The sequence below is a fragment of the Gemmatimonadaceae bacterium genome, from assembly GCA_036273715.1.
GTDB lineage: Bacteria > Gemmatimonadota > Gemmatimonadetes > Gemmatimonadales > Gemmatimonadaceae > JADGGM01.
This window is the reverse complement of sequence record DASUHB010000005.1, coordinates 55,839-74,639: the sequence shown is the minus strand read 5'-3', so window position 1 is coordinate 74,639 and position 18,801 is coordinate 55,839. Positions and strand designations below refer to the sequence as shown.

19 protein-coding genes are annotated in these 18,801 nt (G+C 68.4%); 15 read left to right on the top strand and 4 right to left on the bottom strand.

Annotated elements, in window-relative coordinates:
* From ftcD to VFW04_00885, 4 genes are all read right to left on the bottom strand, one after another.
* A partial coding sequence (ftcD, locus tag VFW04_00900) for a glutamate formimidoyltransferase (GenBank protein HEX5177860.1) occupies window positions 1-878 on the bottom strand: 878 nt, incomplete at its 3' end.
* A gap of 206 nt (window positions 879-1,084) precedes the next feature.
* Window positions 1,085-1,594 (bottom strand): hypothetical protein, encoded by a 510-nt coding sequence (locus tag VFW04_00895; protein ID HEX5177859.1) that lies wholly within the window; start codon window positions 1,592-1,594, stop codon window positions 1,085-1,087.
* A gap of 36 nt (window positions 1,595-1,630) precedes the next feature.
* A complete protein-coding gene (locus tag VFW04_00890) occupies window positions 1,631-3,634 on the bottom strand; it encodes a hypothetical protein (protein HEX5177858.1) in 2,004 nt (667 codons plus the stop codon).
* 226 nt (window positions 3,635-3,860) lie between these two features.
* Window positions 3,861-4,712 (bottom strand): inositol monophosphatase family protein, encoded by an 852-nt coding sequence (locus VFW04_00885; protein ID HEX5177857.1) that lies wholly within the window; start codon window positions 4,710-4,712, stop codon window positions 3,861-3,863.
* Between the two features lie 11 nt (window positions 4,713-4,723).
* Between VFW04_00885 and trpS the strand changes: the two genes are divergently transcribed.
* The 15 genes from trpS to VFW04_00810 all read left to right on the top strand — a co-directional run bounded on the left by trpS (window position 4,724) and on the right by VFW04_00810 (window position 18,800).
* Window positions 4,724-5,698 (top strand): tryptophan--tRNA ligase, encoded by a 975-nt coding sequence (trpS, locus tag VFW04_00880; GenBank protein ID HEX5177856.1) that lies wholly within the window; start codon window positions 4,724-4,726, stop codon window positions 5,696-5,698.
* A 25-nt stretch (window positions 5,699-5,723) separates the two neighbouring features.
* Window positions 5,724-6,404 carry an MgtC/SapB family protein gene (locus VFW04_00875; GenBank protein HEX5177855.1) on the top strand — a complete coding sequence of 227 codons (681 nt, stop codon included), beginning with the start codon at window positions 5,724-5,726 and terminating at the stop codon, window positions 6,402-6,404.
* A 1-nt stretch (window position 6,405) separates the two neighbouring features.
* Complete coding sequence (locus VFW04_00870; protein ID HEX5177854.1) at window positions 6,406-7,440, top strand: D-2-hydroxyacid dehydrogenase; 1,035 nt, start codon at window positions 6,406-6,408, stop codon at window positions 7,438-7,440.
* Window positions 7,441-7,448: 8 nt separating this feature from the next.
* Complete coding sequence (locus VFW04_00865; GenBank protein HEX5177853.1) at window positions 7,449-8,366, top strand: dihydrodipicolinate synthase family protein; 918 nt, start codon at window positions 7,449-7,451, stop codon at window positions 8,364-8,366.
* 6 nt (window positions 8,367-8,372) lie between these two features.
* Window positions 8,373-9,467 carry a M28 family peptidase gene (locus VFW04_00860; GenBank protein HEX5177852.1) on the top strand — a complete coding sequence of 365 codons (1,095 nt, stop codon included), beginning with the start codon at window positions 8,373-8,375 and terminating at the stop codon, window positions 9,465-9,467.
* A 1-nt stretch (window position 9,468) separates the two neighbouring features.
* The gene (locus VFW04_00855) at window positions 9,469-9,963 is read left to right on the top strand and encodes a DUF456 domain-containing protein (GenBank protein HEX5177851.1); all 495 of its coding nucleotides are present in this window, start codon (window positions 9,469-9,471) and stop codon (window positions 9,961-9,963) included.
* A gap of 726 nt (window positions 9,964-10,689) precedes the next feature.
* Complete coding sequence (locus VFW04_00850) at window positions 10,690-11,973, top strand: adenylosuccinate synthase (GenBank protein HEX5177850.1); 1,284 nt, start codon at window positions 10,690-10,692, stop codon at window positions 11,971-11,973.
* Window positions 11,970-12,968 (top strand): YpdA family putative bacillithiol disulfide reductase, encoded by a 999-nt coding sequence (locus VFW04_00845; protein ID HEX5177849.1) that lies wholly within the window; start codon window positions 11,970-11,972, stop codon window positions 12,966-12,968. Before VFW04_00850 ends, VFW04_00845 begins: the two co-directional genes overlap by 4 nt.
* Window positions 12,965-14,350, top strand: coding sequence for a glycine--tRNA ligase (locus tag VFW04_00840; GenBank protein ID HEX5177848.1), 1,386 nt, complete (start codon window positions 12,965-12,967; stop codon window positions 14,348-14,350). The genes VFW04_00845 and VFW04_00840 overlap by 4 nt, the downstream gene beginning before the upstream one ends.
* Complete coding sequence (locus VFW04_00835; protein HEX5177847.1) at window positions 14,347-15,870, top strand: M3 family metallopeptidase; 1,524 nt, start codon at window positions 14,347-14,349, stop codon at window positions 15,868-15,870. Before VFW04_00840 ends, VFW04_00835 begins: the two co-directional genes overlap by 4 nt.
* A complete protein-coding gene (locus VFW04_00830; protein HEX5177846.1) occupies window positions 15,867-16,553 on the top strand; it encodes an SDR family NAD(P)-dependent oxidoreductase in 687 nt (228 codons plus the stop codon). The genes VFW04_00835 and VFW04_00830 overlap by 4 nt, the downstream gene beginning before the upstream one ends.
* 92 nt (window positions 16,554-16,645) lie before the next feature.
* Window positions 16,646-17,722: an alpha/beta fold hydrolase gene (locus tag VFW04_00825; GenBank protein HEX5177845.1), complete on the top strand. Its 1,077-nt coding sequence runs from the start codon at window positions 16,646-16,648 to the stop codon at window positions 17,720-17,722.
* 11 nt (window positions 17,723-17,733) lie between these two features.
* Complete coding sequence (locus VFW04_00820) at window positions 17,734-18,105, top strand: hypothetical protein (protein ID HEX5177844.1); 372 nt, start codon at window positions 17,734-17,736, stop codon at window positions 18,103-18,105.
* Between the two features lie 87 nt (window positions 18,106-18,192).
* Window positions 18,193-18,474: a hypothetical protein gene (locus VFW04_00815; protein ID HEX5177843.1), complete on the top strand. Its 282-nt coding sequence runs from the start codon at window positions 18,193-18,195 to the stop codon at window positions 18,472-18,474.
* Window positions 18,471-18,800, top strand: coding sequence for a hypothetical protein (locus VFW04_00810; protein ID HEX5177842.1), 330 nt, complete (start codon window positions 18,471-18,473; stop codon window positions 18,798-18,800). The genes VFW04_00815 and VFW04_00810 overlap by 4 nt, the downstream gene beginning before the upstream one ends.
* The last annotated feature ends 1 nt before the right edge of the window (window position 18,801 follow it).

The following is an 18,801-nucleotide window of genomic DNA, read 5'->3' as shown; positions in this document are numbered from 1 at the left end:
CGCTCGACCAGCTGCTCCGGCGAAAACGCCGCCAGCCGCAGGTGGCGAACCGCGGCGTCGAGCAGCACCCGTTCGGGCACCAGGCCGACGATCTCGCTCCACGTCACCGGCACGCCGGCGGCCGCGGCTTCCATCGCCACCAGCTCGAACGCGCGGTACGGCGGCGTCTGGTCGATGTCGACGAGGTTCATCGACACCTGGGCCTGGCCGTCCACCTCCAGGCCTAACGCTTTAACGTAGCGCAAGCCGCCCGACGAGCCGCGGACGGCTTTGGCGATGCGCTTGGCCTCGCCCACGTGCGATGCGTCGCCCAGGTATACGTTGTACGCCACGAGGAACGGACGCGCGCCGATCGCGACGGCGCCCGCGGTCGGGTGGATTTTCGGCGGGCCGAAGTCCGGCGTGCGCGCGGGATTGGTCTCGATCTCGGCGCGGATGCCCTCGAACTGGCCGCGGCGCACATCGGCGAGATTCTCGCGCTCGGGCCGGGTGGCTGCGCGCTCGTACAAGTACACCGGGATGCCGAGCTCGCGCGCCACGCGTTCGCCTAACTGTCTGGCGAGCGCGACGCACTCATCCATCGTCGCGCCGTCGAGCGGCACGAAGGGGACGACGTCGGTGGCGCCCATGCGCGGGTGCTCGCCCGTGTGCCGGGTGAGGTCGATCCGGTCCGTCGCCGCGCGCATGCCGGCGAACGCCGCGTCGACGGCGCACTCGCGCGGCGCGACGAACGTGATGACGGATCGGTTGTGCGATTCGTCGGACGAGACATCGAGGACGACGGCGCCCGGCACGGCGGCGATGGCGTCGCGAATCGCCTGGACGACCTCGGGCCGGCGTCCTTCGCTGAAGTTCGGGACGCATTCGACGAGCGGCATGGGGAACCGTTGCCTAACGGCCGCGCTGGCCGGAGCGCGCCGCGGTGTGCCGCGGCTTCCCCTGGTGCGTTGGGACGGCGGACTGGCGCGGCGTCGGCGCCGGCGCCCCCTTGGACGGGCGATCCCGGCCGTGCCGTGGGATCGGCGGTGTGCGTTTCTTCTTCATGGCTGGAAGATGAAAGGACGCCGGTGCGGGCGGAAGGCTCTCAGACGTAGCGGCCGATGGCCATCGCGCATGCGGCGACGATCAGCAGCAGCGTGGCGATGCGTATCGCGGAGGCGGCGCGGGTGCGATGCTTGGTGGCGAGCGCGAGCAGGGCCTGCCGCTCGTTCGCCGTCGCTTGTGCGGCCTGCTGCGCCGCTGCCGTCGCGCGCTTGATCGACGGCGTGACGATCGACATGCCGAGGATGAGCGCAAGCAGCGCGCAGATGCCGCCAAAGCCTAACGTCATGCCCATGCCCGACGAGCTGAACCCGGGCGCCACGCTGCTCGCGTGCGCGTACAGCCAGAACCCGCTGAGCACCGTGACCAACGCGAAGATCGGAAACGCGGTGAAGAGCCCGCGGCGCTGCAGGACCGTCATCACCTTGCTGCCCTCCTCTCCGCTTTCGGCGATCGAGGGCAACAGGAAAAACGTGCCGAACACGGCGAATCCGACCCACAACACGCCGCCCACCACGTGCAGCAGGCGCAGAATGATCGTTACCCAGCTCATGGTGGCATACCTCCAGGTTTCCGGTGAATGCCTACGTTAGGCAGGCGAGGCGGCGGAAGCAGCCGCCGCCGGCGTGGTCGTCTGCTGCCCGACGGCCTCGCGCAGCGCTTTCATCATCACCTGGTCGTTGGCCGCCGCCTGCTCCGGCAGCACCGGATAGCGCACGACGAACTCGAGCGCCTGCTCGCTGAACCGCACGTCCACTTGCGGCTCCGGCGTCGACGTGTCGAAGTCGACCAACCGCTGCACCGTCGCGTGCTGCTCGTCGATCGAGCGGCGGTAGCCCGCGTACACGGCGTCGGCCACGGACTTGAGCTTCGCCTGCGTGCCCGTCACGTCGGTGGACGGCGGCAGCGACAGGGTGAACGTGTGCCACGTGTATTCGGCGCCCGGAATCTGCTTGAACAGTGCCGCCGGTTGGAACAGGACGGCGTTGGACAGCACGACGATGCGTCCGGTGGGCTGCAGCTCAGGCCCGGCGAGCTCCATGAGATAGATACGAATGAGCCCGATGTCCACGACGCGCCCGGTGACACCGGCGAGCGTGATGCGATCGCCCACGCGCACGCCATAGCGCCCGATGAGGAAGAAGTAGGCGACGATCGCCAGAATGACGTTCTGCAGCGCGACCGCGAGACCCGCGGTGAGGAATCCGACGTATGTCGCGAGCGATCCGATCTCCGACACGAAGCCGATGACGATGATGGCGAGGAGCGCGATGGCGACGGCCACGCGGCGCAGGAGCAGGAACTGGCGGCGCCGCCGGGCGTCGTGGAGATACCGGAACGTGGCGCGGCGCCACACCTCCGAGATGAACAGCACGATGATGATCGACGCGAGCAGGATCGCCGCGTGGAGCAGCAGGTCGCCTAACACATCGTTGGCCCGCGTCTTGATGATGTCGCGCCACTCGCCGAGCGTGCCGCGCGCGTCATCGACCGTGATGTCCTGTTCGCCGATCGGGACGAGCAGCGTCGACAGCTGGCGGAACCGGGTCGTGGCGCTGTCGAACTGGTGCTGTACCTGGAGCAGTTGCGACGGATCCACGGTGCCCGAGTCTGCGGCGTGGGCACGCACGAGCGTCCGCGCCTGGCGGCCCACCGCCACGCGTATCGAGTCGATCGACTTATTCAACTGGTCGGTCGCGTCGATCGCATCGGCCAGGCTCCTGCTCGTGCCGCGGAGGGAAAACCAATCGGAGGCGAGCGCGATGAGTCCGCGCGGGTGGCTGCCCGGCGGCGGCGCCTCGAGCGCGGGCGGGGGTGCGGCCGCCGTCGCTCGCGCGGCGGCGCTGGTGTCCGCGCCCGACGCGGGCGTCGCCGAGGCCGAGGTTGCGGGTCGAGCCGCCGTCGTGCCGTGCTTGGCTTCGGGCACCGACCGCTCCACTTCGGCAATCTGTCCCGTTAGGCTTCCCGTGCCGCCAACCCCATGGGCCGCCATGTTGGCGGCGAAGCGCTGCAGCTCGAGGATGGTCTTCTGCACCTCGAGCGCCAGATTGATCTCCGACTGCAGCTCGTCGCGTTGGGCGCTGAGATCGCGTTGCGCGCGCGCGGGCGCCTTCGAGATCTGGTCGTCGAGCGCCGCCAGCCGCGATTGCAGATTCGCGACGCGACCCGCCGCCCGCGTCGCCGAGCGCTCGAGTCGCGCCGCATCATCGGACGAGTCCGGAGCGGCCGACGTGTCCGGCGGCGCATGCGCCGCATCGATGAGCCGCGCCGCAGCCGTGGCAAAATCGAACGCATATTGCACCGCCGCCAGCGATGTCCGCTGCAGGCGGTCATGCGCGATCTCGTTGTCGGCCAGCGCAGACGACTGCGACAACGTCGAGAGCCGTCGATACCACGCGATAGTCAGGTGCAGATGTCGCAGCACCTGGTCGCCCCAGACGGGCGCTGCGCGTCCGGATGGAGCAGGCTTGGTCGCTGCCGGTTTGGGCGTTGCCGGCACGGGCGCCGGCCGCTGCGCCGCCGCCTGCGCGGCCGTGGCGAATAGGGCGCCCACCACCAGCGCGATCCACAGCCGCTTGCCGAACGCGAGCATCGCCCTCCGATCGATCCTGGTTTGTCCGTCTATATGCCCGGGCGCGACGGCCGTCGCGCGACCCGAGTGAATGTAGCCACCGCCGGAGCACTACGGGAGCATGGACGCGCGCTTCGACTGGATGCGGGCTTGCAGATGAGCTAAAGGCAGCGTCGACCGATCGGGCTGGTTCGCCCCGGATCCTTCTAACGTCACGCCTAACCCAATCCGCTGTCCAAGCGCCGGGTCACGGGCTGCCTCGCGATTCCGCGCCCGCGATACCTGCGAGCAATGCGCCGAGCCAGGCGTGCATCGTTGGCGTGCCCGCGAGCACGCTGCTCCGCGCGAGGGGCAGCGGGGCGCCGTCGATCGTCGAAATCGCACCGCCCGCTTCCCGAACGATGAGCGCCGCGGCGGCGAAATCCCACGGAGAGAGCGTCATCTCCCAGAACGCCTCGAAGCGCCCGCATGCCACGTCGCAGAGGTCGAGCGCGGCCGACCCCGCGCGGCGAACGCCGGCCGTGTCGCGCGCCACTGCGTCCAGCTGCCGAAGGTAGAGAGGCAACTGATCCGGCGTGCGAAACGGAATGCCGGTGCCAACGAGGGCGTGCTGCGGATCATCGATGCGGGACACGGCGATGCGCGCACCGTTTCGCGTCGCGCCTTCGCCCAACACGGCGGAAAACGTCTCGCCCGATACGACGTTGCGCACCACGGCTGCCGAGGTGATACCACCCGTGACGAGCGCGATCGACACGGCATACTGCGGATAGCCGTGCAGAAAATTCGTCGTGCCGTCGAGCGGGTCGACCACGAAGACCGTGTCTGCATCGAGCGCCGCATCCGGTGAGAGCTCTTCGCCCAGAATGCGCGCCTCGGGCGCACCGGCGAGCAGCGTCTCCCGCACGATGCGTTCGGCGCCCGTATCGACGTCGCTCACATAGTCCTGATGTGCTTTGGACCGCCATACGAGCGTGTCGCGCCTGAGACTGCGCTCGGCGATGAACAGCGCGGCTGCGTCCGCCGCGCGATGCATCACCGCGACCAACTGACGCGCGCGAGCGGCGATGTCTGCTTGCACGCTTTTTGGAGCGTTCATAGCTTCCTGAAATGTCCAGGATCTTCAGCGGAATACAGCCATCCGGAGAGCTGCATATCGGGAACTACCTCGGCGCGGTGAAAAATTGGGTTCAGCTGCAGCACCGCTACGAGTGTGTGTTCTGTATCGTCGACTACCACGCCATCACCGGCCACTATGAGCCCGCGGACTTGCGACAGCGCACGTTCGACATGGCGGTGTCGCTGCTGGCCGCGGGATTGGACCCCGACAAATGTACGCTGTTCGTCCAGTCGATGGTGCCCGAGCATACCGAGCTCGCGTGGATCTTGAACACGGTGACGCCGCTCGGAGAACTGGAGCGCCAGACGCAGTTCAAGGACAAGGCGTCGCGTCAGGAAAGCGTGCTTGCGGGGCTGCTCAACTATCCGGTGCTGCAAGCGGCCGACATTCTCCTCTATCGCGCCGATCTGGTGCCGGTAGGCGAGGACCAGGTGCAGCATCTCGAGCTCACTCGCGAAGTGGCGCGCCGGTGGAACGCCAAGTTCGGCGCCGACTACTTCCCCGAGCCCAAGCCGCTGCTCACGCCGGCGCGCCGCATCATGGGACTGGACGGCCAGAGCAAGATGTCCAAGTCGTTAGGCAACACGGTCGGGCTGCTCGAGTCGCCGGACGAGATCTGGGCGAAGCTGCGGCCGGCGGTCACCGATCCGGCGCGCGTTCGGCGCACCGATCCGGGAACGCCGGAAATCTGCAACATCTATCACCTGCACAAGGGATTCAGCGACGCGGCCACGGTCGAGCACGTGGCCGTCCAGTGCCGGACCGCCGGCTGGGGATGCATCGACTGCAAGAAGGTGCTGCTCGAGTCGATGCTGCGCGAGCTCGGCCCCATCCGGGAGCGCGCGCGCGAGCTGCAGGCGAATCCCGCGCGCATTGCCGAGATTCTCGCGCACGGCGCCGAGACGTGCCGCGCGATGGCGCGCGAGACGATGACGGCCGTGAAGACCATGATGGGATTGCTCTGACGTCTTGCTCTCGCACGCACGGGCCATGATCGACTCCGTCCAGGATCCGCTCCGCCTCGAGCTGTTGATCAAGCTGCTCGTCGCCGTCGTGTTAGGCGGCGCGGTGGGCGTCGAGCGCGAGATGTCGGGCAAACCGGCGGGATTGCGCACCACGATTCTCATCTGCGTGGGCGCGGCGCTGTTCACGCACCTGTCGGTCGCCATCGGACTCGTCTCGCAGACGCCGGCCGGACAGCCGTACGGAGACGTGACGCGCATTGCGGCGCAGATCGTGACGGGCATCGGCTTCCTCGGTGCGGGCGCGATTCTGCACGAGCGGGGCAGTGTCGTCGGCTTGACGACCGCGGCCACCATCTGGGTGGTGGCGGCGATCGGCATGGGCGTCGGCGCCGGTGCGTACGCCGAGGCGGTTGGCACGACGATCATGGTGTGCCTGGTGCTCATCGGGTTGCGGCCGATCGAGCGGAAGCTGGTCATGGTGCGCCGCACGGTGACGGCGACGCTCCGCGTTGCGCCTAACACGGACTTCGCGACGTTCGAGGATGCGTTTCGCGATTCGGGGGTGCACGTGAGATCGCGGCGCACGTACGATCACGTGGGTGACCGCACGTTCGAGCTGACGCTCGTCGGGCCCTCCAAGCGTTTCGATGTGCTGGTCGATGTGCTGCGCCGGCGTCAGGATGTCGTGAGCATCTACGTGGACTGACGTGCGGCGTCGTCTGGTTGCGGACCTCAATGCCACCGCGGCGACGTGGGCGCTGCCTCCCGAGGGCATGGCCCAACTGCGTGAGGCGGCGCCGGCAGGCTGGGAGGCGATCGTCATCGATGCGCCGACTATTTCCGATGGCGACGGCGGCGCGCCGCCGAGCGAGCAGGCGCGCGCCGCCATCAAGGACGCGGAAGTGTATGCGGGATTCGGAATGTCGCCGGCGCTCTTCGCGGAGGCGTCGCATCTGCGGTGGGTCCATTCTGCGGCGGCCGGCGTCGGCGCGCTGCTGTTTCCGGCGTTGAAGGCGAGCGACGTCATCATCACGAATTCCGCCGGCGTGCACGCGACGCCCATCGCCGAGCACGTGCTCGCGGGCGTGCTGGTGCTGCTGCGCGGGTTGGACATCGCGCGCGAGCGACAGCGCGAACGCGCATGGGATCGGCCGTCGTTCTCCGGGCCGGGCACGCCGGTGCGCGAAGTCGGCGACTGCCGGGTGCTCATCCTCGGCGCCGGCGGCATCGGCAGCGCGATCGCGGAGCGCCTGACGTTCCTCGGCGCGCGCTGCCGCGGCGTGCGGCGCCACCCGGAGCGCGGTCTGCCTAACGGATTCGAGTCCGTCCTCGGGCCGGCGGACTGGGCCGGTGCGTTGGACGAGACCGACATCCTCATCATTGCCGCGCCGGCGACGAACGAAACGCGCGGCCTGGTGGCCGCGGCGCACCTGGACCGCCTGCCGCGCAACGGCATCGTGGTGAACATCGCGCGCGGATCGCTCGTCGAGGAAGCCGCGCTCGCCGAACGCATCGCCGACGGACGGCTGCGCGGCGCGGTGCTCGACGTGTTCGCGCACGAACCGCTCGAGCCTTCGAGTCCGCTGTGGGGGCTGTCGTCGGTGGTGATGACCCCGCATGTTTCGGCAGTGTCGCCGCACGGCTACTGGCGCCGCGAGCTGGATCTCTTGATCGACAACTGGCACCGCTTCGCCAGCGGCACACCGATGCGCAACGTGGTGGATCGCACTCTCGGATACTGACACGCGCCATGCACACCAAGCAGAAGTCGTTCTCGGGCGTCATCGCGCCCGTCGTCACGCCGTTCGAGCCCAACACGGGCGAGCTGGCGGCGGACGCGTTTCGCGGCAACCTCCGCGCGCATTTCGCGCACGGCGCGGCCGGCGTGCTGTTGTGCGGGTCCACCGGCGAGGCGGCGCTGCTCGACGAAAGCGAGCGCGACCGGTTGGTCGAGCTGGCGCGTCCGTTAGTCGCGGGCGAGCACTGGCTGCTCGTGGGCGTGGGCGGCGAGTCGACGCGTCAAACCATCGCGCGGGCGAGGCGAGCGGCCGAGCGGGGCGCGGACGCCGTGCTCGTCGTGGCGCCGCACTATTACGGCGGCGCGATGACACCCGATGCGTTAGGCGCGCACTATCGCGCGGTCGCCGACGCGAGCCCGGTGCCGGTGCTACTCTACAACATCCCGAAGTACATGCACTTTGCGCTCGACGCCGTCCTCGTGCGCGAGTTGTCGGCGCACGCGAATGTCGTGGGCATCAAGGACAGCTCGGGCGACCTCGACCTGTTGCGCGGATATCTCGCGTCGCAGCACGACCAATTCGCCGTCTTGACGGGCAACGGCGGGACGTTTCTCGCGGCTTTGGAGCTCGGCGCGCGTGGCGGCATTCTCGCGGTGTCGCTCCTGGCCGGCGAGTTGTCGGTGGCGGTGTGGCGCGCGTTCGAGGCCGGCGACCGCGCCCGCGCCGCCGCGTTGCAGGCGCGGCTGACGCCGTTGTCGAACGAGATCGTCGGCGGCATGGGCGTGCCGGGCGTGAAGGCGGCATTGGATCAGGTGGGTGGCGGACTCACCGGCGGCGCGCCGCGTCCGCCGCTGCTCCCGGTAAAGACGGCGCAGCGGCAGCGCATCGCCGCGCTGCTCGACGCGGCGGACGCCGCCCGCGCCGCCTAACGGAAAATGCCTGGTGCGCGCGAGCATCTCGAGCGGCTCGCGGCGCACCCGCGGCCGGCCGGGTCGCCGGCCGAGCGCGCGGCGCGCGAGTGGTGCCGCGCGGCGCTTGCGGACGCCGGCTTCGCCGTCGCCGCCGAGCCGTTCAGCTACTCCTCGATCCCCGGACGCGCCGCCACCCCTGCGTTAGGCCTGGCCGGCATGGCGGTGATATGCACGGCCGCCCGCCTCGCCATGGATGGACACGCGTGGGGAGCGGCCCTGCTGCTCATCCTCGCCGGCGCAGGCGTGGGCGTCATCGCCGCCTGGTTCGCCCGCGTTGCCGTCACGCGATTGCGGTGGGGTCGCCGGGACGGCATCAACCTCGTTGCCACGCGCGGCCAAACACCTCCGACACTCTGGCTCACCGCACACCTGGACTCGAAGAGCCAACCGGTCCCGATTCTCGTCCGCGCTGCCGGCATCACGGCGCTGCTCGTGATCTGGGCCGGCGCCCTGGTCATGGCGGTCGCGCAAGGCCTGTTGGGCGGAAGCCAGGGTCTATGGCCGTGGCTTGCCGCCGCCGCATTGGTCGCGGGAGTCCCGGTGGCGGCGAGCGTCGTCGGAGCTCGGTCGCCGGGCGCAGTCGACGACGCGTCGGGCGTCGCCACGGTGCTGCGCACGGCCGAGCTCGCCGACCCGGCTCTTCCGTTAGGCATTCTCCTCACCAGCGCCGAGGAGCTCGGCCTCGCCGGCGCGCGAGCCTGGGTCCGGAGCCGCGAAACCCCGCCGGCCCGCGCCATCAATATTGACGGCATCGATGACTCGGGCCACGTGAACATCACGTACACCGGCCGCCGTCCCGACGCGCTCATTGCCCAGCTCGACTCGCCCGGCGACGCGCTCCGGGTATCGCGACTCTTTCCCGGGGTCCTCGTCGATGCCGTCGCCCTCACGGACGGGGGATGGCGCGCCGTGACCGTGAGCAAAGGCACGTGGCGCACCGTCGCGCGGATCCACACCCCCAAAGACAACCTCTCGGCTCTCACCGGCGACGGCGTCGAATCCGTGGCCCGGTGGCTTTCCGTAGTGATTCCACGGGCGGCCCGAACCGTGGAGACCTGAGATGCAAATCGCACTGCTGATTATCGCTCTCGTCATCGGCCTTCTCATGCTGCCATTCGGGCTGCCCGGCCTGTGGGTGATGGCCGGTGCGGTGCTGCTCGATGCCGCCGTGGTCCCGGCGCACGTGGTGAGCCTGTGGCTCGGCATCGCGTTCGCGGTGGTCGCCGGGCTGGCCGAGTTGGTGGAGCTCGCTGTGGCTGGCCGCTTTGCTCGGCGCTACGGCGGATCTCGTCGCGCCGGATGGGGCGCCATCATTGGCTCGCTGATTGGAGCCTTCGTCGGAGTGCCGATCCCGCTCATCGGGTCGGTGATCGGTGCGTTTGTCGGCGCATTTGTCGGCGCGTTCGTCGCCGAGATGTCACAGCGGACGGAGCTTGCTCCCGCCGCCCGCGTGGCCACCGGCGCGCTGCTCGGCCGCATTGCCGCAACGGCAATGAAGATCGGCGTGGGATGCGCAGTGCTCGCGTGGGTGGTGCTGTCGATCCTGCTGCGATGAGAGGGTCCGGTAAGGCGGAGCACGGGACGGGGAGAGTGCTACGCTCATGAAGACGCGGACAAAGCAAGACGCAACGGACAAAGCACCGATAAAAAAATGGGTCTTCGGGGAATTTCGAGGAAAGCAGGTCGGTACACGTCGGCGCACTATGTCTGCTGGAAGAGCGACGTGAGGGCTAACTGGAGGCCTGTGTGGAGAGCTTCTTCGCTCTGGTGTGAAGGATAACGACAACGATACAAGAGATGGGGTCGGTGCATGTGCAACCTCAACGACGCGTCGTTAGGCGTGGAGGTGCGCCGACCCCATCTCTTGCATCCTGGTTGTTATCCTTTTGACCTTTGTCGTAGATCCCTCCATGTGGGCTTGGTTTTGCTCGTGTCGTCTCCCGAAGCCCTTTTCCAACAAAGCACGCCTGGAAGCCAACTACGCTTGACGAACCCGGCGCCGAGCAGCCGAGCGATCCGCGTGTCGTTATCCATGCTCTTGTCCGTTCAATCCGTTTTCAAGGCCCACCCCGACCGCGCCGAGCGGGATGCCCGCGTCGCCACCAACGAGCCTCAGCGCCGTACCACACCAGACTGTCCGTCTGTTGACGCGGGCCGTCGTGCGGAGGAAGTTTGCTAGGTGCGCCGCGTGGCGATGTCCGCGGTCGTGTACTGGTCCCGACGGGCGTCGCACTGCCGAGTCCGTCAAGCGAAAATGTCTCGTCGTCTCGAGCCCTGGGTCATGTTCGACTCCGAAGTGCGAACGTTGTGTGTCGTTGGCGCCCAGTGGGGCGATGAAGGCAAAGGGAAGCTCGTCGACGTGATCGCCGAGCGCGCCGACTGGGTCGTGCGATACCAGGGCGGCGCGAACGCGGGACACACGGTGCACCTGGGCGGGCGGCAGTTCGTGCTGCACCAGATTCCGAGCGGCATTCTGCACCCGGGCGTGCGGTGCGCCATCGGCAACGGCGTGGTGCTCGATCCCGACACCTTGTTCACGGAGATCGACGAGTTGGTGCGCGACGGTGTGGATGTCGAAGGGCGTCTTTACGTGAGCGATCGCGCGCACCTGGTGCTGCCGTACCACAAACTGGTCGACTGCGAGAGTGCGGCGAGTCGTGCGATCGGCACGACCGGTCGCGGCATCGGTCCGGCGTACGAGGACAAAGTGGCGCGCCGCGGCATACGCGTGCAGGACCTGCGGCACCTGGACCGGCTGCGCGAGCTGGTGAAGGGCGGTATCGAGCATGCGAATGCCCAACTGGCGGCATCCGGATCGGACAAGCGCGCGAACGCTGAAGACACGGTGGCGCTGCTCGAGCGGTTGGCGCCGCGTCTGTTGGTGTTGGCCGACGATGTTGGCTTGGCGGTGCATCGCGCGCGGCGTGCGGGCGCGGCGGTGCTGCTCGAGGGCGCGCAGGGGTCGCTGCTGGACGTGGATCACGGGACGTATCCGTTCGTCACGTCGAGCAGCACGACGTCGGGCGGCGCGGCGACGGGGGCGGGCCTGGCGCCGACCTCGATCGACGCTGTGTTAGGCGTCGTGAAAGCGTACACGACGCGGGTCGGCAACGGGCCGCTGCCGACGGAGCTCGAGGAGCCGTTGGGCGCGGTGGTGCGCAAGTTAGGCAATGAGTTCGGCGCGACCACGGGCCGTCCGCGGCGCTGCGGCTGGTTCGATGCCGTCGTCGTGCGCTATGCGGCCCGGGTGAACGGTCTCACGGGGCTGGCGGTGACGAAGCTCGACGTGCTCGACACGCTGGACCGCATCGGTCTCTGCACGGCGTATGAAGACGGGGGCGATGTGTACGACGAGTTCCCCGGGGACCTCGTGCTGCTCGAGCGGGTGACGCCGCGCTACGAGTGGTTCGAGGGTTGGAAGAGCAGCACGGCGGGGGCGCGTCGCGTCGAGGATTTGCCGGCGGCGGCGCGCCGGTATCTGGACCGCATCCGCGAGCTGGCGGACACGCCGATCGCGTACGTGAGCGTGGGGACGCGCCGCGACCAGATCATCGGCATCGCGTGAGCGGAGCAACGGGCGTGGCAGAGCGGCTCGATGCCGTCATCGTCGGCGCCGGTCCGTGCGGACTCGCGGCGGGCATCGCGTTCAAGCGGGCGGGCCTGCGCGCGGTGATCATCGACCGCTCGTGCGTCGTGAGCGGCGTCGCCGGCTATCCGACGTACATCACGTTTTTCTCGACGCCGGAGCGGTTGTCGATCGGCGGGGTGCCGTTCATCGTCGCCGCCGAGAAACCGACGCGCCGCGACGCGCTCGCGTATTATCGTGCGGTGACGACGATGTTCGATCTCGACGTTAGGCAATACGAGAACGTCGAACGCATCCGGCGCTGCGATGATGCGTTCGCGATCGAGTCGCGGACGCGCCACGGCGTGCGCAAGGAGACACGCGCCCGCGCCGTGGTGATCGCGACCGGCTACTTCGGCCACCCCAATCGCCTCGACGTGCCGGGCGAGGATCTGCCGCACGTCACGCACCTCTTCACCGAGGGGCATTGGGCGTTCCGTCAGGATGTCGTCGTGGTCGGCGGCGGCAACTCGGCGGTGGAAGCGGCGCTCGACCTCTATCGCTCCGGCGCGCGCGCGACGATCGTGCACTTCCTGCCGCAGCTGGACCACAACATCAAGCCGTGGGTGCTGCCGGACATCACCAACCGCATCAAGGAAGGCAGCATCGGCGCGCGGTTCTCGTCGCGCGTGCGCGCGATCACGCCCGAGCACGTGGAGCTCGAGACGCCCAACGGAGTCGACCGCGTGCGCGCCGATCACGTGTATCTCATGGTGGGCTATCAGCCCAACGCCGAGCTGCTGGTGCAGCTCGAGGTGCCGATCGACGCCAGGACGGGCATCCCGGCGCACGATCCGGCCACCATGGAGACGGGCGTGCCCGGCGTGTTCATCGCCGGGGTGATCGCGTCGGGCAACGACGCCAACAAGACGTTCATCGAAAACGGCCGCTTCCACGGCGATCTGATCGCGCGCCGCCTCACGGAGATGCCGTGAATCCAGTCGCTCCCGTCCCGACGCTCATGCCTAACGAAAAACATCCCGACGTGATGGACCGCCTCGTGTCGCTGTGCAAGCGCCGCGGGTTCATCTTCCAGTCGTCCGAGATCTACGGCGGCACCGGCTCGGTGTGGGACTACGGACCGTTAGGCGTCGAGCTCAAGAAGAACATCAAGGACCGCTGGTGGCACGCCATGGTCCGCGCCCGCGACGACATCGAGGGCCTGGACGCCGCGATCCTCATGCACCCGCGCGTCTGGGAAGCCAGCGGCCACGTGGCCGGCTTCGTCGACCCGCTCGTCGACTGCCGCAACTGCAAGAAGCGCTTCCGCGCCGACGACCCGCGCATCAAGGGCGAACCCGGCGCACCGGATGCGCAGTGCCCGTCGTGCGGCATGAAGGGCACCTTGAGCGCGCCGCGCCAGTTCAATCTGATGTTCAAGACGTTCATGGGGCCGGTCGAAGACACGGCATCCATCGTCTACCTGCGGCCCGAAACCGCGCAGGGCATCTACGTCAACTTCGTCAACGTGCAGCAGTCGACGCGCCAGAAGATCCCCTTCGGCATCGCGCAGATCGGCAAGGCGTTCCGCAACGAGATCACGCCCGGGAATTTCATTTTCCGGACGCGCGAGTTCGAGCAGATGGAGATGCAGTTCTTCGTCGAGCCGGGCACGGACATGACGTGGTTCGAGTACTGGAAGGAGCAGCGCATGCAGTGGCACCTTTCGTTAGGCCTCGACCGGACGCGGCTCCAGTTCCATCAACACACGGCGGAGGAGCTCGCGCACTATGCGCGCGCGGCCTTCGACGTCCAGTTCGATTTCGGCGGCACGTTGGGCTTCCAGGAGATCGAGGGCGTCCACAACCGCGGCGACTTCGACCTCACCCGGCACGCCGAGTATTCGGGCAAGAAGCTCGAGTACGTGGACCAGCCGAACAACCGGCGCTACACGCCCTACGTGGTCGAAACGTCGGTCGGCGCCGACCGCACGACGCTGGCGGTACTCATCAACGGCTACCGGGAGGAGTCGGTGCCCGGCGAATCGGAAGGACGCACCGTCCTCGCCATTCACCCGTCGCTCTCACCGGTCAAAGCCGGAATCTTCCCGTTAGTCAAAAAGGATGGGATGCCCGAGATGGCCTCGCGCATCGCCGCGGATCTGCGCCCGCGGTTTCCGGTATTCTACGATGAAGCGGGCGCCATCGGCCGCCGCTATCGTCGCCAGGATGAAGTCGGAACGCCGTTCTGCATCACGGTGGACGGCCAGTCCACGAGCGACCACACCGTCACCATCCGCGATCGCGACACGCTGGCGCAGGATCGCGTGAGCGCGGACCAGCTGCGCTCGGTGCTCGAGGAGCGCCTGGCGCGATGACCACTCCCACACTCGACGGGCTGCGCCGCGAGGGCGAGACGTTCATGGAGTCGCTGTCGCGCGAGTACTATCGCGCGCAGGCGGGCCTCCAGCCCGGCGCGCACTTCCAGGCGATCTATGCGCGGCACGCGGCGCTCACGAGCGACGATGCGCTCGATCTCACCCGCGAGACGTTTCGCGGCACGACGCCGGGCACCGAAGACCGCCGCTCCGCGCGCCTGATGCTCGACTGGGTGGCCGAGACGCGCGTCTCTCGCGCGCTCGCCCCGTTGGACGAACGCGAGATCGCGTGGGAGACGACCGCCGTCGCGACGTTGCACGATGGCACCCGCGTGCCGTACCAACGGATCGCGATCGACATCGCCAACGCGGCCGACCGCCGCGACCGGCTGGCGCTGGAGCAGGCGCGGGCGCGACTCGTGGCGGCCGAGCTCGCGCCGCTCAAGCGGGAACGGTTCCAACGCGAACGGGACCTGGTCGAAGCGTTAGGCATCGGCCCCACCTACAACGCCACCTTCGCCGAGATCAGCGGCATCGACCTGCCGGTGCTGGCGGCGCAATGCGAGGGCTTCCTGCGCGAGACGCAGGCCATGTGGGACGACGTCTTCCGCGAAGGCGTGCGGGACAAGTTAGGCATCGACCCGCGCGAGGCCACGCGCGCCGACGCCCTCGCGCTCCTGCGCGCGCGCGAGTTCGATGCCGCGTTCCCCGCCTCCGCGCTCGAGGACGTCGTCAAGCGCCAGATCGCCGAAATGGGCCTCGATGCCACCGCCCACGGCCACATCATCGTCGACGCAGCCGAACGCGACGGAAAGCGCTCGCGCGCCTTCTGCTCGCCCGTGCGCGTCCCGGCCGAGGTGTATCTGGTGCTGCGGCCGCACGGCGGCCAGTCCGATTACCGCACCTTCCTGCACGAGCTCGGCCACGCGCTGCATTTCGGCTACACGCGGCCCGACTACCCGTTCGAGTTTCGCTGGTTAGGCGACAACTCGGTGACCGAGTCGTACGCGATGCTCTGCGACCACCTGCTGCACGATCCGGGGTGGCTGCGACGCTACACCGAGCTCGGCAAAGCCGACGTCTGCCCGTTTCTCCGCGCGGCCGGCTTCGAGGAGCTGCAGTTCCTGCGCCGATATTGCTCGAAGCTGTTGTACGAAGTGGCCCTGTACGGCGGCGAGGTCCCGTGGGACGCGCTGCCGGATCTCTACGTCGAGAGCCTCGGCCGCGGCACGTCGTTCCGCTACGATCCGGCCGACGCGTTCGTCGATGTCGACCCGCGGTTCTACGCCGCGCGCTATCTGCGCGCGTGGCAGCTCCAGGCGCTCCTAACGGAAACGCTCCGCGACCGCTTCGACGCCGACTGGTATCGCAACCCGCGCGCGGGGCCGTGGATCGCCACCGAGCTCTTCGCCGAAGGGCAGCGCGAGCTGGCCGACGAGCTGGCGAAGCGCGTCGCCCGCCGCCCGCTCACGTTCGAACCGCTCGTGCGGGCGACCGAGGCGCTGGTGAGCGCGTCGTGAGCGTCGCGCTGGTGACCGGCGCGTCGCGTGGCATCGGCCGCGCGATCGCCGAGCGATTGGCCGAGCGCTACGAGGTCATCGCCGTCGCGCGTTCGGCGAACGCGCTCGGCGACGTGGCGCGCGGCATCGAATCGCGTGGGGGACGGTGTCGCACGATCGTGCTCGACGTGTCCGACCACGCGGCGGTGTCGTCGGCGCTCGCCGCCCTCGAGGTGGATGTGCTGGTGAACAACGCCGGCATCGGCATCATCAAGCCGATCGCCGAGCTCACGGTGGACGAGTGGCGGCGGCAGGTGTCGGTGAACCTCGACGGCATGTTCTATGTGACGCGCGCGGTGCTGCCGGGCATGCTCGCGCGGCGGCGCGGCGCCATCGTGAACATCGGCTCGCTCGCCGGCCGCAACTCGTTCGTCGGCGGCGCCTGCTACGCGGCCACGAAGCACGCCGTGATCGGCTTCACGGAGTCGTTGATGCTCGAGGTGCGCGACGCGGGGGTGCGCGTCGCGGTGGTCATGCCGGGATCGGTCGATACGGAGTTCGGCGGACACACGGCGGGGAACGCGTCGTGGAAGTTGACGCCGGCGGACGTGGCCGAGGCGGTGTGGTACGTGATTGCCCAACCCGATCGTGCGCTGGTGTCGCGTGTGGAGATGCGGCCGGCGCGCGTCGCGCGCGGCGAGTGACGGTGCGCCGGGCATGCGGATCGTGCCCGCCTAACGGGCGGTGCTCGCCCCGTCCGTTTGATCCGCGTTTCTCTTGGCCGGAGTGTCGTGTCATGCGTTGGATTGCCGTGCTTGCCGCCGCCGCGATCGCGGCGTCCGTTGCGCCGCTCACTGCGGGCGCGCAGCAGGAGGGCGACTACACCATCGAGAACTTCCATTTCAGCGACGGCGAGACGCTTCCGCAACTCCGCCAGCACTGGATGACGTTAGGCAAGCCCCGCACCGACGCGAAGGGCCTCACCACCAACGCCGTCCTCATCATGCACGGCACGACGGGCAGCGGCCGCCAGTTTCTCTCGCCCGTGTTCGCCGGCGTGCTCTACGGCCCGGGCCAGCTGCTCGACACCACGAAGTACTACATCGTGCTCCCCGACGGCATCGGCCACGGCAAATCGAGCAAGCCGAGCGATGGGATGCACGCGCACTTTCCGAAATACGACTATGCCGACATGATCCGCGCCCAATACGAGATGCTCACCAAGGGACTCAAGGTGAACCATCTGCTCATCGTCATGGGCACGTCCATGGGCGGTATGCACACCTGGATGTGGGGCGAGATGTATCCGGATTTCATGGACGGGCTCATGCCGCTGGCGAGTCTGCCGACCGCGATGTCGGGCCGCAACCGGATGATGCGGCACATGATGGTCGAGGACATCACTGACGATCCCGGCTACCACGGCGGCGATTACACGACGCAGCCGCGCGGCCTGCGCGCGGCGCTGCAGCTGCTGTTCATGATGACGAGCTCGCCGCGCCAACTACAGAAGGACTACCCGACCACCGCATCGGCCGACGCGTACATCGACTCGTGGATGGAGCGCGTGATGGCGCACGAAGACGCCAACGACTACATCTACGCGTTCGAGGCGTCGCGCGATTATAACCCGGAGCCCGAGCTGGGCGACATCAAGGCGCCGCTCATTGCCGTCAACTCCGAGGACGACCAGGTGAATCCGCCCAAGTTAGGCGTCATGGAACGAGACATGCCCAAGGTACCGCACGGACAGTACGTGCTCATCCCGACCAGCGACAAGACGCGCGGCCACGGCACGCACACCCTGGCGGCCATCTGGCAGAGCCACCTGGCGGACCTGCTCGGCGAGATCAAGCACAACACCGGCCGGTAGCCCGTCGACCCATGCGCCCGGTTCTGTTAGTCATTTCCGATCTGTTGTTTCGCTCGCGCATCGACGATGCCGCGCGCCACGCGTCCGTCCCGCTGCGCGTCGCAAAATCGATGGATCAGCTCGAGCGGCACTTGGGCAAGGAGACGCCATCGATGGCGATCGTGGACCTCGAAACCGACACGATCGATGCGTCGGCCGCCATCCGCCGGCTGCGCGCCACACCGCATGGCGAATCGCTGCCCATTCTTGCCTACGCCGGCCACACCAATATCGACGCGATCAAGGCCGGCCGCGAGGCCGGCGCGGGCGTCGTGCTCGCGCGATCGGCGTTCGCCGCGCAATTGCCGGCGATTCTTGCGCGCGCTGCCGCCTCCCCTGAATAGCCGCGTCCCTGCCGATGGCCGACGCGGCACAATAGATTCATTTTGTAGTCGAGACAGCCGTCCAGCGACCACCCAGGATCCGGCCACATGATTCAGGACGTCACGACCGCCCTTGCCCCCGACGTGGTGCTCGCCGAGGCCAAGCGGTATTTCCCGTCACGCAATCCGTTGTACGCCGCGTTCATCGAGAAGGAAGGCGCGGGGTACGTCACCTTCCGCGGGCAAGGCGGGGAAGAGCTCGTGATCGGCGTCATGCCGATCGAGGGCGGCACGCGGGTGCGCGGGTCGACGTATCTCTTCGACGCGCAGATCTCCCGCTTCTTCGCGTCGCTCGACCCGCATCCGATGGTCGAGGAGATCACCGGATGACGGCGCCGCCGCCCTTTGCCACGACGCTGCGCGCCCGCCGCGAGACGATCCGGTTGGGCACGCCTAACGGTGCGGCATTCACGCTGCGCGTCGAGCTGCCCGAGCAGTGGGACGTCGTCCGCATCGTCGCCCCGCCCAACGAACGCGTGCTCGCCGTGAAGGTCGCCGCCCTGGCCGTGCTCGACCCGCGCGCCGACGTCCGCGAGTTCGTCGTCAAGATCAACGGGCGTGAAGTGCTGGACGAACAGCGCAGCGTGTCCGACGTCGGCGCGCGCGACGCGTCGATCTTCCTCATCACCCGCCGCCGCCGCCGACCCGTCCGGTGAC